This window comes from Rhodococcus sp. 27YEA15 (assembly GCF_049739425.1).
In the GTDB taxonomy this organism is placed as follows: domain Bacteria; phylum Actinomycetota; class Actinomycetes; order Mycobacteriales; family Mycobacteriaceae; genus Rhodococcus_F.
In genome coordinates this window covers 4218160-4233636 of sequence record NZ_JBMHHW010000001.1, presented here as the reverse complement: position 1 = coordinate 4233636, position 15477 = coordinate 4218160, and the positions used below count along the sequence as shown (strand labels likewise).

The 15477-nt window shown below is 63.9% G+C and carries 11 protein-coding genes; 2 read left to right on the top strand and 9 right to left on the bottom strand.

The window, feature by feature from the left end; all coding sequences use genetic code 11:
- Positions 1-41: 41 nt before the first annotated feature.
- From menC to ABH922_RS19705, 9 genes are all read right to left on the bottom strand, one after another.
- Positions 42-1175, bottom strand: a complete 1134-nt coding sequence (gene menC, locus ABH922_RS19745) for an o-succinylbenzoate synthase (protein ID WP_424808524.1) — start codon at positions 1173-1175, stop codon at positions 42-44.
- Entirely contained in the window at positions 1165-1986 is an 822-nt protein-coding gene (locus ABH922_RS19740) for a GNAT family N-acetyltransferase (RefSeq protein ID WP_424808523.1), read from the bottom strand. Before ABH922_RS19740 ends, menC begins: the two co-directional genes overlap by 11 nt.
- Positions 1976-3127, bottom strand: coding sequence for a M20/M25/M40 family metallo-hydrolase (locus ABH922_RS19735; RefSeq protein ID WP_424808522.1), 1152 nt, complete (start codon positions 3125-3127; stop codon positions 1976-1978). The genes ABH922_RS19740 and ABH922_RS19735 overlap by 11 nt, the downstream gene beginning before the upstream one ends.
- Positions 3124-6474 carry a serine hydrolase gene (locus ABH922_RS19730; protein ID WP_424808521.1) on the bottom strand — a complete coding sequence of 1117 codons (3351 nt, stop codon included), beginning with the start codon at positions 6472-6474 and terminating at the stop codon, positions 3124-3126. The genes ABH922_RS19735 and ABH922_RS19730 overlap by 4 nt, the downstream gene beginning before the upstream one ends.
- Complete coding sequence (locus ABH922_RS19725) at positions 6471-7262, bottom strand: ABC transporter ATP-binding protein (protein WP_424808520.1); 792 nt, start codon at positions 7260-7262, stop codon at positions 6471-6473. The genes ABH922_RS19730 and ABH922_RS19725 overlap by 4 nt, the downstream gene beginning before the upstream one ends.
- On the bottom strand, positions 7259-9166 hold the full coding sequence (locus tag ABH922_RS19720; protein WP_424808519.1) for a dipeptide/oligopeptide/nickel ABC transporter permease/ATP-binding protein: 1908 nt from the start codon (positions 9164-9166) through the stop codon (positions 7259-7261). The genes ABH922_RS19725 and ABH922_RS19720 overlap by 4 nt, the downstream gene beginning before the upstream one ends.
- Before the next feature lies 1 nt (position 9167).
- Entirely contained in the window at positions 9168-10181 is a 1014-nt protein-coding gene (locus ABH922_RS19715; protein WP_424808518.1) for an ABC transporter permease, read from the bottom strand.
- Positions 10182-10224: 43 nt separating this feature from the next.
- Entirely contained in the window at positions 10225-11829 is a 1605-nt protein-coding gene (locus tag ABH922_RS19710; RefSeq protein WP_424808517.1) for an ABC transporter substrate-binding protein, read from the bottom strand.
- A 408-nt stretch (positions 11830-12237) separates the two neighbouring features.
- Positions 12238-13152, bottom strand: a complete 915-nt coding sequence (locus tag ABH922_RS19705; protein ID WP_424808516.1) for an SDR family NAD(P)-dependent oxidoreductase — start codon at positions 13150-13152, stop codon at positions 12238-12240.
- Positions 13153-13257: 105 nt separating this feature from the next.
- Between ABH922_RS19705 and ABH922_RS19700 the strand changes: the two genes are divergently transcribed.
- A complete protein-coding gene (locus ABH922_RS19700) occupies positions 13258-13875 on the top strand; it encodes a TetR family transcriptional regulator (protein ID WP_424808515.1) in 618 nt (205 codons plus the stop codon).
- A gap of 143 nt (positions 13876-14018) precedes the next feature.
- A complete protein-coding gene (locus ABH922_RS19695; RefSeq protein WP_424808514.1) occupies positions 14019-15440 on the top strand; it encodes a purine-cytosine permease family protein in 1422 nt (473 codons plus the stop codon).
- Positions 15441-15477: the final 37 nt, after the last annotated feature.

Below are 15477 nucleotides of genomic sequence, written 5' to 3'. Positions count from 1 at the left end.
CGCCGGGAATCGGTGGAGATGGCTGTCTCGAGTTGTGAGACTTACAGAATCTCGGTACCCACGGTGAAGCGATCCATGACGTCCTCACGCGGCGTCACGCCGAAGCCGGGGCCCTGCGGAACGGCGATGTGGCCGTCCTCGATGACGAACGGCTCGGTGATGTCCTCCTTGTAGAACCGGTCGGACGCCGAGATGTCACCGGGCAGCGTGAAGCCGTCGAGTGCGGCGAGAGCGGTGTTGGCGGCGCGGCCGATACCGGTCTCGAGCATTCCGCCACACCACACGGCGATCCCGTGCGCGGAGGCGAGATCGTGGATGCGCTTGGCTTCCAGGTATCCGCCGACGCGGCTCGGCTTGATATTGATGACCGACGCCGCACCGAGGGTGATCGCGTCGGCGGCGTCCTTGGCGGATTCGACCGACTCGTCGAGGCAGATCGGGGTCGACAGGGTCTGCGCGAGCTTGGCATGCTGCACCAGATCGTCCTCGGCGAGCGGCTGCTCGATGAGCAGCAGCGCAAATTCGTCGAGGCGACGCAGCAGTTGGGAGTCGACGAGGGTGTACGCCGCGTTCGCGTCGACCTGCAGCGGTACGTCGTAGCCGAATTCCTTACGGACGGCAGCGACAGGAGCGATGTCCCAGCCGGGCTTGATCTTCAGCTTGATGCGGACGTATCCCTGGGCCAGGTAGTTTCCGACCGTCTCGAGTAGCTCGGGAATGCTGTCCTGGATGCCGACGGACACACCGGAAGGGACGCGGGTGCGGGTCGCGCCGAGGTAACGGGCGAACGACTGACCACGAGCACGCAGCTCGGCGTCGAGGATCGCCATCTCGATGGACGACTTGGACATCTGGTGGCCGACGATGCCGTGCAGGACGCTGCCGACCGTCTCGGCGGACAGCGGCTGGTCCGTCTGTGACTTACGGAGAGTGGGAACGAGATACTCGCGCAGCATCGTTCGTGCCCCGGCGGTGTATTCCGAGTTGTAGTACGGATCGCTGAGCGAACCGCACTCGCCCCAGCCGACGGTCTCGACCGGACCGTTCGGGCCCTCGGTCGTTCCCGAGACCTTGAGGACGAGGGTGTTGCGCTCGAGCTGGGTGCTGAAGGACGTGGTGAAGGGTGAGACCAGGGGAATGCGCAGCTCGCGCAATTCTACGGATTCAATGTGCATGGACTTGTTCTTCTCCGGTTGTCTCGCAGATTTTCGTGAACATGTAAAAGCCGCTGGGGTCGAAGCCTGTCGAGCGCCATTGGTCCGACGCGACGAGCGGTTCGAGGTACTCGCGAAGCGCCAGCCGCCATGCGAACGCCGCTTCGCGGTCGAGTGACCTCAGTTGCTCGATGTCCCGCGGTATTCCGACGGCGATGTCCGTGCAGTCGGAAGGTATCGGGATCTTGTGAGGCTTACCGTCGGGGGACGGTTCGAGCACCTTGAGTATATCTTCCACGCGTGCAGCCGAACTCGGCGCATCGCTGGCGGCCAGATTCCAGCTCACCAGCATTCGGTCGCTGGCGTCGCCCGCGTTGATTCCATCCACCATCGATCCGTAGAAATCCGGGTTGTACTCGGCAGGATCGGCGCCGAGGCGCTCGATGTTGAAGTATGCGTTACGGGCAACGAGCGGATCGAATGTCCAGCGAATTGTCGGGACGCTGCGCTCGAGGCACCAATCTCGTTGGTGGAGCTTCAAAGCGCGCCCGACGCCTTTGCCGGCAAACCTGGGAAGCACGCCGGCGATGTGTGAATGAAGCACCTCGCCGAGAGGCTCGACGAAGAACCCGACGCAGCCGCCGATCATCTGGTCACCGGAAAAGGCGCCGACGACGTAGTGGCCGCCGTGATGAAGTGCCACGAGCATCGCGGTGCCGAAGTGTGCCGGACCGGGAGTGGTCGCCCAGATCTCGTCGAAGACGGCTGAGAGTTCGGCTATCTCCTGGGTGTCGACCAATTCTCGGAACTCGACAGCGTTGTCAGCCTGCACCGTCGCCTCCTTCTGTCGTGATCGTGCGAATCAACCCGGCCACCAAGGCAGTTCGGGGTGCGATGAAAGACACCAGTGCGTGCTCGGTTTCGGCATGGGCGCCGCCGCCGACGCCGCCGAGTCCGTCGAGGGTGGGGACGCCTATTCCGGCGGTGAAGTTTCCGTCCGACGCTCCACCGACAGCGAGTCCGACCGGTTCGGGCAGGTCGTTGTCGAGCGAAATCTGCGCTGCCAGTGCCAGTAGCGGTGCGGACATCGCGGCTTCCAGGGGTGGGCGATTGACGCCGCCGGTGACAGTGACGACGGCCTCGGGATGAATTGCGCGCAGCGCCCTCATGTTCGCGTCGACGCGAGCCTGCTCGGCCGCGCTGGTCGCACGGACGTCGACGTCGACGAACGCCTGCGCCGGAACGGTGTTGGTGGTAGTCCCGGACGCCGTCACAGTGGGGGTGACGGTGGTGGCGTGCTCCGGTGACGACATGGCGCTGATCGCGACGACGAGGTGCGAAAGCTCCACCGCTGCATTGATGCCCTTTTCCGGCTCGAGGCCGGCATGAGCGGCACGCCCCGCAACGTGGATTCGGTAGAGTGAGACACCTTTACGAACCGTTTTGAGTTCGCCGCCGTCGCCACCGGCTTCGAGTACCAGGACAGCGCCTGCTGCGTGCTCTTCGATCAATGCACGTGAGGTGGGCGAGCCGATCTCCTCGTCACCGGTCACCATGAGCGTGACGCCGTCGAGGGCGTCGGGCCCGTGCAAGTCCCTGGTGATGGCGAGAGCGTGAATTGCCTGCACCACGCCAAGTTTCATGTCGAGACCGCCGGGGCCGCGAAGGGCGCCGTCGGTCACGGCGGCAGGTAGGCGCTGCAAGGTGCCGATCGGCCACACCGTGTCGTGATGTCCCAGGAGCATCAGCCGCGTCGGCGAGCTGCCGAAACGAGTGATCAGGTGGGTGCGGCCTTCGACGACGACCCAATCCGGGCTGACCCCGAGCCGTTCCTGGATCAGGTCCGACGTCCACTTCGCGCTGCGGGCAACCGATTCGAGATCGTGCGACGGTGACTCGATCTCGATGAGAGCGATGGCGTCGTCGAGGATCTGGGGGAGATGTTGTTCGGCGAGGCCGAGGAGTGTGGTCACTGATCCTCCACTCGCGGGTATGCGCGACTTCCGACGTACAGCAATTGTCTACTCTCGTTGTCGATGACGGTTATTCGCACCCAGGCGGCCGTCTGCGGCAGTCTGGACGCGAACACTCCTGGCTGGACTTCGATCAGATCGAGTTCGATGGATTGGGCGAGTTCTTCGGAGCCGGACGGATTCGTGTGCTCGGTGCGGATCAGGGTCATCGAACTACCGGTTCTGGAGACGGCGTAGTCGGTGGCGGCATCGCGGTAGAGTCCGCACAATGCGTCACGTTCCACATCGGACGAGATTTGGCGACTCTCTGGACGGCCAGGCGTGAAATCCGGAGTGACGGTGACGCCGCCGACAACTCGAGCGATCTCGGATACGAGATCGGCGGTGAGTGAATCTGTTCCGCCGCCATTGGTCATCAGCGCTATCGCGATGCCGCGCGAGGGGATAACGCGCAGGATCGCGTTCTGTCCCAGGGTCGCACCGGTATGCCCGTATGCGCGGGCGCCGTCCCAATCCAGGATCTGCCAGGTGAGCCCCATGGCATCGGCCATTGCGACAGTGCTGATGTCGAAGGGATTCTCGATCATCTGCAGGTGAGTCGAGCGGCGAAGGAGTATCGGATCGTCACGCATCGAATCCTGAGCGAACAGCAGCAGATCCTCGACGGCGGCGCTGACAAGTCCGGCCGGACCCATCGAGCGCGAGATCAGGAAGTGCGGTGTCGGTACGAGATCGTCGCCCGAGCGGACGTGGCCGACCGCTGCGCTGTGCAGGATGGTTTCCTCGGGCAGCGTCGTGGTCCGGCATAACCCGAGCGGTTCGATGATCCGCTCGCGTAGGACGACGTCCCACACCTTGCCGCGCAGAACCTCGACGACTCTTCCCAGGACGACGAATGCAGCATTGCAGTAAGCCCAGGCGGAGCCCGGCGTGAAGAGCTGTGCGACGGATTTCAGCTCCGTCACGTAGCGTTCGATGCAGTCGTCACCTCGGCCCGTGTCGATATAGACGTCACCGTCGATTCCGCTGGTATGGGTCAACAGGTGCCGTGTCGTGATCGCCGCGCTTGCCGTCTCGTCGGACACTGTGAATTCGGGCAACACGTTTCGGACCGGTGCGTCGAGGTCGAGAAGCCCTTCTTCGACGAGTTGCATGATCAACGTGGCGGTCCAGACCTTGCTGATCGAGCCCATCTGGAACACGGTGTCCGGGGTAGCAGCGATACCGGTGCGGGTGTTGACGACGCCGGAGGTGACCACGGTGCGGTCGAAGCCGCTGCGCGAGGTCGTCACGATTCCCAGCGAGGCACCGGCGACACCGTACTTCTCGACGAGGGTGTCGAGGCGGTACTGCCAGTAGTCGGGATCGACGGCGGTCCGTGCCGGTGTCGGAGACAGATGGCGCTCCACCCACGCGACCAGACGCCTGCTGTAATCCGAGCGGTGCGAGGGTCGTCCGGTGAGAACGAATGCGTGCGACGCCTCGGGGTAGACGACGAGTTCTGTCTCCACACCGGCCAGACGCAGACCGGCGAACCACTGCTCGGCCTGGTTGACGGGACAGCGGACGTCGCTGCCGCCGTGCAGGATCAGGGTCGGCGTGGTGACCTTCGAGACGCGTGCGAGCGGCGAGATTTCCTGCACGCGAGCCGACCGGGGATCGAACTCGACGGTCTGCAACAAGATGCCCTCGTCCGACGCGCCCGCCGTGTTCGCGACGTCGCAGACCAGTCCGCCCGCCACTGCCACCGCGAACCGGTCGGTGATCGAGGTGAGCGCGCACGTCATGAATCCGCCGTAGCTGTACCCGGTGAGCACCAGTTGGGCGGGATCGGCGATACCTTCGGCGACCAGGGTCTCGACGGGTTCGAGCAGATCGGCGCGGTCCGCGTCACCCCAGCTGTCGCGGACGCCGTCCAGGAACGCGTTGCCGTAACCGTCGCTGCCACGGGGATTGACGGTCAGCACCGTGTATCCCAGGCGCACCAACTCCGCGTGGTAGGCGTGCATCACGGTCCGGGTGCCGGTCCAGGCGTTGTGCGGTCCGCCGTGCACGTCGAGTACCAGCGGTCCGGCGCTCGTGACCGCCGGATCTCGCAGTATCCAGGCCTGAACGCGGGTGCCGTCGCTGATGTCGAACCAGCGCTCGGTGGCGACCGGGAACCGAGCCGACGCTGTTGTTTCCGTGTTCAGTTCGGTGACGATCTCGATGTCGCGAGTGGCCAGATCGACCACGGCGATCTCGCTGAACGATTCGGCCGTCGACACGGAGACGACGGCATGTCCGTCGGTCAGCGCCAGTCCGGAGACGACGGTCTGCTCACCGGCGACGACCGGTGCGGCCACCCCGGATTCGAATCCGATCCGGTGAAGCTCGGTCGAGCCGTGATTGCGCAGGCAGAAGACGACGTCGCCGTCGGCGGTGAAACCTGGTGCACCGCCGGGATATCCGGTGCCTCCCGGCATGACGTTGCGATCGAGTCCGGCGGTGAGACTGCGATCGGTCACCCGACCGTCTCGGTGAAGGACGAGAAGTTCGTTGTTTCCGATATCGGGGCAGTGGCGACCGACCGCGACGACGGCGTCCCCGTTCGGTGCCCAGGCCAGCGGCCCGCAGATGCTCGTCGCCTGCCCCAGTCGGGTCGGGGCCGCGTTGATCTCCGTCAGTGACACGACCCAGGCGGAGTTCGCCAGCGTCAGATCGGAGTTCTCGTCCGTCGCGGCGGTGAAGGCCAGTTCGCTGCCGTCGGGGCTGTACACGGGATCGGCGGCGTCCCAGTCACCGTCCGTCAACCGGCGGACAGCGCCCTCTGCGAGATCGAGTTCGAACAGGTGCACGCGAACGCTGCCGCGCGTCCCCGGCCCGTCGATCTTGTAGTTGAGCTTTCGAGTCACCAGGGGCCGCGTCGACGTCGTGACCGCACGCTCGACGGGGGCACCGAATGCGATCCGGGTGCCGTCCGGCGAGAAGACCGGTGCGCCTGCGCCGAGCGGAAGCTGCGCAGCGGTGGTCAGCTGTATCGGCTGTCCACCGGCGGCGTCGACCGACCACAACTGCGGCGTGCCGGAGCGATCCGGACGCACGAACACCAACTGCGTCGACGTGGGATGCCACGCCGGAGCAGTATCGAAAGGACCGGCGGTCAGTTGCGCCTGCGGCGACGCCAGCCAGATCGAGTGCTCGTCGACGTCGTCGACCAGGTTCGACCGAGTGCGTACGTACGCAATGCGGCCCGACGCGCCGACGGCGATGCTGCTCGGTGTGACCACCGAGGCGTAGTCCTCGATGGTTGCCGCTCGGCGCGCAGTCGCACTCGGAGAGGCCACTGGTGACTCGAGGATGGTCACTGGAACATCGGCTCCCCGAGCTGGGGAATGGCTGAGAGCAGCTTTCGTGTGTATTCCTCACGCGGAGAATCGATCACGTCGAGAACCGGGCCGTGCTCGACGATCTGTCCACCGAGCATGACCGCCACGTGATCGCAGACGTAGCGGATCACCGCGAGGTTGTGACTGACGAACAGGACTGTCAGGCCCAACTGCTTCTGCAGATCCATCAACAGATTCAGGACGGCGCCCTGTACGGATACGTCCAGTGCAGAGGTGATCTCGTCGGCCAACAGTACCGACGGAGCTGCAGCGAGCGCCCGCGCCAACGCGACACGCTGACGCTGACCACCGGACAACGAACCGGGATAGTCGTGGGCCTTCTCTGCCGGGAGCTGGACTGTGGTGAGTAACCGGGCCACCTCGGTGTCACGCTCGCCACGACTGCGCTTGGTCTTGTCACGTCGTTCGGTGGAGCGTAGAGCCTCGGCCAGAGACTGTCCGATCGTCATACGCGGGTCCAGGCAGGAATAGGGATCCTGGAACACCATCTGGATGGTGTGGCGCAGGCGGGCGGTGGCGCCGCGAGCATGAGCCACGTCGACACCGTCGAGAAGGATCTGGCCCGAGCTGGGTTCCGCCAGACCGACGGTTGCCCGCGCGAGGGTGGACTTTCCGGAACCGGATTCACCGACCAGCCCTACAATCGAACCCGACGGTATATCGAGATTGATGTTCTTGACCGCGTGGAAACGTTTGGTGCCGGTGCCGAGATGGACGTTGACGTCGCGAAATTCCAGCCTGCTCATCTGGTCGTCTCCTCTGCGGCTGAAACCAGCTCTTCCAACTCGACGTCCACGGCGCTCGCCGGGGTTCCGAGGTTTTCGACCTGCCAGGCCTCGTCGACGGTGGCGAGTGGCTTGTCGCGATCGGTGGTCATGGTGGGGACTGCGGCGATGAGTGCGCGGGTGTACGGGTGTCGAGCGCGCCCGGCTACCAGATCGTCGACGGTGATGTCCTCGACGATGTTGCCGGCGAACATGACCAGGACTCGGGTACACATACCCGTGATGACAGCCATGTCGTGTGAGATGAGAAGGATTGCGGCACCGGTCTCTTCACGAACCTCGTGCAGCAGTCCGAGGACCTCGCGCTGAACGGTGACGTCGAGTGCCGTGGTGGGCTCGTCCGCGATGATCAATGCCGGCTTTCCCATCAGGCCCATGGCGATCATGGCACGCTGACGCATACCGCCGGAGAACTCGTGGGGGTACTGCTTCGCCCGGCGTTCGGCGTCGGGGATCTTCACGGCGGTCAGACGGTCGACGGCAGCCTTCTTGGCTTCCGTCTTGCTCATTCCCTCGTGTAGCCAGCCGATCTCGGCGACCTGGTAGCCGACCTTGAGAGACGGGTTCATCGACGACATGGGGTCCTGGAACACCATGGACAGACGGGTTCCGAGTTGGCGGGCGATCTTGCGGGCGGCAGTGCCTTCCGGCCGCTTGCCGTCCTTCATCAGAACCGAGCCGTCGAATTCGATGAGGCCGGCGTCGACGACGGTCGGATAGTCCGTGAGCTGAGAAATCGCCATGCAGCTCAGCGACTTTCCGGAACCGGACTCGCCGACGATACCGACGGTTTCACCGCGGTGAACCGTGAAGCTGATGTTGTCGACCGGGCTACGCCAGGTATTACCGGCGGGAACCGCCACGGACATGTTCCGGACAGTGAGAACAGCGTCCTTGTCCACCGGCGCCGACGGCGTGACGTCTTCGGCGGTAGCCGATTTCGGCGCCGGCTTGGACGTGTTGAGAGGCTTCCACTTGGGGAGCTTGCTGCTGATCGGGCTGCGCACACCCGCGCCGCGGGCGATCGCTTCACCGACCAACGTGAAGGTCAGACCGGAGAGTACGACGGCTATACCCGGTGCCAGAGCGGTGGCGGGGTTGACGAAGATCTTCGACAGACCCTCGTTGAGCATGCGACCCCAGTCGAAGGACGGCGGCTGGATGCCGAGTCCGAGGAACGACAAACCGGCAAAGACGACGAGCCCACTGCCGACGGAGATGCTGGCGTTGACGATGAGAGGTTCGCGGATGTTGGGGAGGATGTGCCGGAACAGCAAGCCGGGCTTGGTGACTCCGAGGATGCGAGCGGCATCGATGAAGTCGCGGCCGTTCACCGACGAGGACAGCGCGTAGGTCAGACGGGCGAACGGCGACGCCATGGCCAGACCGATCGCGATCACGGCACTGCCCGAACCCTGTCCGAGCACGACCAGCAGGAAGATGGCGAGCAGCAGTCCGGGAAAGGCGATGGCGAAGTTGAGGAACGCCACGACGAACCGGCCGATCCAGCGCGGAGCGAGCAATGGGAGCGTTCCGAGGAACAGGCCCAGCGCGACGCCGAGTCCCACGGCGCTCAGCGCCATGAGAACGGATAACCGTGCTGCGGTCATGGTGCGGGCGAAGACGTCTCGTCCACCGGCGTCGGTGCCGAAGATGTGTTCGGAACTCGGACCCTGGGAGAGGGCCTTGGGGTTTCCGACGACAGCGGCATCACCCCAGATGATCGGCCCGAAGATCACGAGTGCGATCAGCCCGGTCAGAAAGGTGAGAGCCAGCATTCCCAACGGAGTGCGGAAAGTCTGGACCAGCCAGTGCCGACGAGGAGGCGTCGTTGCGGCCGTTTCGACCGTAGGTGAGGTGCTCAACTCAGTTCTCCCGGATGGTGGATCGTGGGTCGATCAGAGCGAGCACCACGTCGACGATGAAATTGATGAGGAGGACGATGCTGCCGTAGATCACGACCAGCGTCTGGGCGAGCGGATAGTCCTTCTCGGTGATGGCTTTGACCAGTGCCAATCCCATTCCGGGCCAAGCGAAGATGCTTTCGATGAGCACGGTTCCGGCGATGAGACCACCGAGCAGCAGACCGGCCAGCGTCAGGGTCGACGTCAGGAGGTTGGGCATGGCGTGCCGGAAGTACATGCGCGCCGGGGACATCCGCTTGGCGCGCGCGGTACGGATGTAATCCATGTCGAGCACGCTGAGGGCTTCGGCGCGCACGATCCGTGACATGGAGGCGATGGTGCCGATGGACATGGCGGCGACGGGGAGGATGTAGCTTTCCGGCCCGCCCCGTCCGGCGACGGGAAGGATCGGGAAGGTGACGGCGAAGAGGTAGACCAGTGCCGTACCGAACATGAACTCCGGAATCACGGCGATGGTGCCCGATGTTGCGGTGTAACCGATTTCGACTCCGCGTCGCCGGCCACCTCTGGTCAGCGCCGCGAAGATGAGCCCGATCGGGATGCCGATGACCAACACGGTGACGACCGTGAGGAAGGCCAGTTCGAGCGTGGCGGGCAATCGGGTGCCGATCACCTCGAGGACCGGAGTCCTCAAGGTGATCGAGTCACCCGGATTGCCGGTGAGTAGTCCGCCGATGAAGCGGAAGTACTGCTGGTAGAGCGGCAGATCGTAACCGAGTTGCTTGCGCGTCGCCTCGACGAGTTCGACGGGAGCGTTCAATCCCAGTGCCAACCGGACGGGATCACCCGGAATCAGTTGGAGCATCAGGAAGGCCGCCGTCACCAGCGCCCAGAGAGAGACAACGAACGTACCGAGACGGCGTAGGAGATACGCAGGCCAGCTGTCGGACTCGAATAACTTCTTGCGAGCCGACGGTGCCGCTGGTGGTGTCGCGGCTTCAAGTGTTTGACTCATGGCTGTCTTTCCGAGGGGCGGGATGCTGGGACGGTGGAACGGCCTACTGGTAGACGCGCAGCGCCGGGCCGGTGAACGTCTTACCGAATGCGAGTCCGGACTTGGAGAAGTAGGTGTTGTTGACCGAGTTCGCGAACGGCACCGCGTCGACAGCCTTGACGATCTCGGACTCGGCGTCGGCCCAGGCATCGCAGGCTTCGGCACCGGTCAGGCCGGAGGCTTTGGTTGCGCCTGCTTCGTAAGCGTCGTTGTTGATCGAGGAGAAGTTCTTTCCTGCCGGCGGAACCGGCCCGGCGAAGAAGCCGGTGAACGCGCTCGGAACGCTGTTGTTGATCTGAATCCAGCCGATGTCCCAGGCCGTGTTGTCCTTGCCGCTGACCATGACGTCGATGACCTTGTTGGAATCGCCACCGGTCACCTCGACCACCGCGCCCATCTCGTTCCACGCGTTCTGCGCCATCTCGACTGCCGCGTTGCGTGAGTCGTCGACACCGTCGTAGTACATGCGGAGTTTGAGGGCTTGGCCGTCCTTGCTGCGCTTGCCGTCGGAGCCGGCCTTCCAGCCTGCGGCATCCAGTGTCGCCTTGGCGCCGTCGACGTCGAACGTCGGAAGGTTGCCGTCGACCGAGTCGTAGATGCAGGCGCGGGGTTCGATCGCGACGAAGCTGGTCGCCCGGACACCCTGACCGGCGGTCAAGACCTGGGCGATGTCGTCGAGGTCGACAGCCTGGACCAGTGCCTTGCGCACGGCCGGATCGCTGGTCGGGTTGCCGTCGATGTGATTGAAGTACATCTGGCCTGCGGGCACCGGACGCTCGACGACGGTGAGGTTGGCGGCGTCGACACGGGCCTTGTCGGGTCCGGAGATCGCCACGGCGTTGATTTCACCGTTCAGCAGCTGGTTGGCAGCGGTGCTGACATTCGGAATCATCGACGCGATGACCGTCTTGGGCACGCCGGGCGTTTCCGAGGTGGTCTCGTCCGGGCCCCAGTTGTAACCGTCGCGGCGTTCGAACGTGTAGTGATCGTTGGGCACGACCTCGGTGACCTTGTACATTCCGGTGCCGAGCGAAGCTTTGTTCGCGGCGGTCGGATCCTTCAATGCCGCGTCGCAGACTATGGGCAACCGAGCGAGGTTGAGCAGCAGGAACGGGCTGGGAGCGGGAGTCGTGACGGTGACGGTGCGGGTCGCGAGATCGGCTGCGGCTGTTGCCGTCGCCGGCACATTGGTTCCGCGCATCTGTGAGCCGTTGGCGGGGTCCGCGACGAAATTGATGTTGTCAGCGACAGTCTGGGCGGTCAGGGCGGATCCGTCCGTACAGGTGACGCCGTCACGAATGGTGAAGGACGCCGACGTGGGCGACTCTTCCCACTTCTCCGCGAGCCACGGTCCGACGACACTCGTGTCAGGATCCTGATAGACGAGATAGTCGTACGCCAACCGGGAGACCTCCGCAGTCGCGGAGGAAGCCGCCATGATCGGGTTGAGGGCGCCGGGATCGGCCTGAAGACCGAATCGGAACGTACCGTCCGTGACGGGATCGCCACCACCGGAGCCACCCGCGTTGGTGCCTCCTGAGCCACAAGCGGTCAACACGAGTGCGAGCCCTGCGGCTGCTGCAAGTGTTGGGTAAGAACGGTGTTTCATGGTGCCTCCGAGATGGAGCCGTCGCCCGAGTGGAGATCGGCTGGGCGTGTTCGAGTACTGACTGCTAAATCTTGTCCCATGGCGTGACCTGCATCTCTGTCGATCCGCACGAAATTCGAACCGTTTTTAGTCGGTTCTCACCAAAAGTCCGCAAAACGGCGCATCAGCGGCATCACGTGTGTTGCCGCCGGCAAACAGGGGTCATCGTTCGGGATGAGGTCGGGAACTACCAGCGGAGATGCCGGTTCGATGCGACGGTCGTCACCGCTTGATGTGGAGAGCGACAAACGCCCGCACACCTCCCACGCGGACCGAAACCTTGCGGTCCGACTCGGGTAACAGGGCGTGCGGGCATGAGCGAGTTCACTCGAGTAGAGATGTCCAGGCGGTTTTCTCAGCTCCTGTCACTCAGGTGGGGGACTGCTCCGTGACGACCTTCTCGACGAATCGATGTGTCTGATCGAACGCCGACGGAACTTGAACCGGATTGCTCATGTCGCTGATCTCGGCCCACCGTTCGGCGACGACCTCCGGTGAGAGTGCATCCGTCGGAATGTAGACACCCTGGGATTCTTCCATCCGGGCGATGGCGAACACTCCGGCGCCGGCGCTGAGGATCGTCTTGGTGGGAGCGTCGTCGGAGACCATGAACAACGCGCCGGGCGAGATCGACTCGGGGGCCAGCAACGCCAGCGTCTTCTCGTCCAGGAGGTCTTCGGTCATTCGGGTGGCGGCGGTCGGTGCGAGCGAGTTCACTCGAATTCCCTTCCGCTCTCCTTCGATGGCGAGGACGTTCATCAGACCGACCACGCCCGACTTGGCGGCACCGTAATTGGACTGGCCGAAGTTGCCGTAGATTCCCGACGCCGACGTCGTCATGAGGATTCGGCCGTAGTTCTGTTCGACCATGTGCGGCCAGACCGCTTTGGAGCAGATCACCGATCCCATCAGATGAACCTCGATCACCTTGCGGAAGTCGTCGAGTTCGGCCTTGACGAAGGACTTGTCGCGCAGGATCCCGGCGTTGTTGATCAGGATGTCGACGCGGCCCCACTTCTCGATCGCGGCGGCCACCATGGCGGCTACGGCGTCGACGTCGGTGATGTCGCAATGGTCCGCGATCGCCTCACCGCCCTGCTCGACGATCTCCGCGACCACCTTGGCTGCGGCCGTGTCGGCTCCACCGACACCGTTCACCGAGCCGCCCATGTCGTTGACGACGACGCGTGCACCGCGCGCAGCCAGGGCCAGCGCGTGTGAGCGGCCGAGACCGCCGCCTGCGCCCGTGACGATCGCTACCTTGCCCGAAAAATCCAACGACATTGGAAAACCTCTCTGATCAGGGATACTACTGAGTATTACTGCTCTCGAGTATTCCCGGGGTCAAGGTTCGAGACAAGTCAAGGCGCACGAGGAGACGACACGCTCATGGAGACCGTTCTGCCGGACATGAAATCGGTGATCATCGACACCGCCGCCGACGCATTCGCCGACGACGGCTACGCGGCGACGACCGTCGACGACCTGGCAGAGAGGATCGGAGCCACCAAAGGCCTTGTCTATTACCATTTCCGGTCGAAATTCGACATCTACCTGGCAATCTACGAACGCGGTATGAGTCTGCTTCGAACCGCCGTGGACATCCCGATGGCAGCCGAGGGCAGCGGTCTCGGACGACTGGAGGCGATGTCGCGTGCGCATCTGGTGAATTTGATGACCCACCTCGGGCACCACCACACCATCCATCACGGGGTTCGTGGTCAGATGAATTCGGCGCTCAAGCCGCGCCAACAAGCTCAGTTGGCCGCCCTGAACTCGCTGCGTCTGGACTACGAAGACCGCTACGTCGAGGTGATCGAGGCCGGTGTGCGGGATGGGTCGATCGTGACGACATCGCCGCGGATGGCGGCAAAGGTACTGCTCAGTAGCCTCAACGGGACAGATCTGTGGTTTCGGCGTCGCGACGGGCAGACGACGGAGGAGACCGCGGCACTGGCCGCCGAGATCGTCGAACTGTTGATCGGCGGGCTGCGGATGACGAAATAGGCGGATGACGACGTAGGCGGATGACGAAATAGGCGGGCGGCGGAGTAGAAGGTCGGACTCGACTCGAAATGTCCGTCGGAACAAGGTCCGCGACGGACATTCTGTCGGTTGTCGCCAGAGGCGCCGCACCGCAGAGTTCTGGTATGGCAATTACCGAAGGTGCATCCGAACGAGCCGTGGCGGATCGCGAGTACGGAGATCGGGTACTCGCCGTCGAGCCTGGCGGAAACGAGTTCATTCCGCACGAAGATCGGCACGGCACTCCACGACAACTGTTCTGGACGTGGATGTCGCCGAATCTCGAGTTCGCCACCATCTTCATCGGCGTTCTCGCCGTGTCGGTGTTCGGTATGACGTTCTGGCAGGCGGCGCTCGGTTTGGTGATCGGTGCCGGACTCGGAGCTGCCGCTCACTTCGTTCTCTCCGCTCGCGGGCCGCTGCACGGGGTTCCGCAGATGGTGTTGGGCCGGCTGGGATTCGGATATCGGGGCAACGCCCTGCCGTCGGCGTTCATGTCGATCATGTGCGGAGTCGGATGGTTCGCGACCAACAGCGTGAGCGGAGCATTCGCCCTCAACACGTTGACCGGGCTACCGCCGGTACCGTCGCTGTTGGTGATCGTCGTCATCCAGACCGTGTTCGCCTTCTTCGGTCACAATCTCGTCCAGGCATTCGAGCGCTACGCATTTCCGGTACTCGCCGTGATCTTCGCGATTACCGCGATCGTCATTCTGACCAAGTCGAACCCGGGCGCACCGGCGATCGAGGGGGGTGTCGGCGGAATCGGCGGCTTCCTGCTCACCGTGGGTACCGCGTTCGGTTACGCCGCCGGTTGGACCCCGTACGCCGCCGATTACACCCGCTATCTACCTGCATCGGTCTCCACCGTTCGCACCGGGCTGTACGCCTCGGCCGGTCTGTTCGTCTCCTGCGTGGTGCTGTCGGTGGTCGGTGCGGCATCGGTGACGATCGGTGGCGTATCGTCGACGAACCCGGCTGATGCGTTCACGTCCAACCTTCCTTCGCTGCTCGCCGACTTGACGCTCCTGGCAATCGCTCTCGGTGCCGTCGCCGCAAACGCTCTCAACGTCTACTCGGGTTCCATGGCTTTTGTGACCATCGGATTGACCTTGCCGCTGAAAACGCAGCGCGCTGTGGTCAGTATGGCGTTCGGTGTGATCGGATTCCTGGTGGCGTGGTGGGCTCTCGCTGATGCGGCCGCCAGCTACGAGGCCTTCCTGCTCGTCGTCGCCTACTGGATCGGGCCGTGGCTCGGGATCATGTTCGCCGACCAGTACCTGCGCCGAGGGCAGCGTGTCGACGAGCTGCTCTACGATCCGAAATATTCGAACTGGGGCGGCTTTTCGGCCTTCCTCATCGCGCTCGTCGGCTCGGTTCTACTGTTCTCCAATCAGGAGAAGTTCGTCGGGTACCTCGTTCGCTCAGTGCCGGAGTTGGGGGACATCACGTTCTTCGTCGGCTTTGTCATGGCGGCCGGACTGTACCTGGCGATCAACGGCTCGCGGATCAGCGGCGGCAAGACGGTAAGCGCACAGCGCAAGTAACAGGCTCGCGTACATCGACGGCGTCGACGGATCGTAT

Bases quoted from the DNA above. Each gene is read 5' to 3' on its own strand.
- ABH922_RS19705 (WP_424808516.1), bottom strand. From the start codon at position 13,152: ATGTCGTTGGATTTTTCGGGCAAGGTAGCGATCGTCACGGGCGCAGGC.
- ABH922_RS19695 (WP_424808514.1), top strand. From the start codon at position 14,019: ATGGCAATTACCGAAGGTGCATCCGAACGAGCCGTGGCGGATCGCGAG.
- ABH922_RS19700 (WP_424808515.1), top strand. From the start codon at position 13,258: ATGGAGACCGTTCTGCCGGACATGAAATCGGTGATCATCGACACCGCC.
- ABH922_RS19715 (WP_424808518.1), bottom strand. From the start codon at position 10,181: ATGAGTCAAACACTTGAAGCCGCGACACCACCAGCGGCACCGTCGGCT.
- ABH922_RS19710 (WP_424808517.1), bottom strand. From the start codon at position 11,829: ATGAAACACCGTTCTTACCCAACACTTGCAGCAGCCGCAGGGCTCGCA.
- menC (WP_424808524.1), bottom strand. From the start codon at position 1,175: ATGCACATTGAATCCGTAGAATTGCGCGAGCTGCGCATTCCCCTGGTC.
- ABH922_RS19725 (WP_424808520.1), bottom strand. From the start codon at position 7,262: ATGAGCAGGCTGGAATTTCGCGACGTCAACGTCCATCTCGGCACCGGC.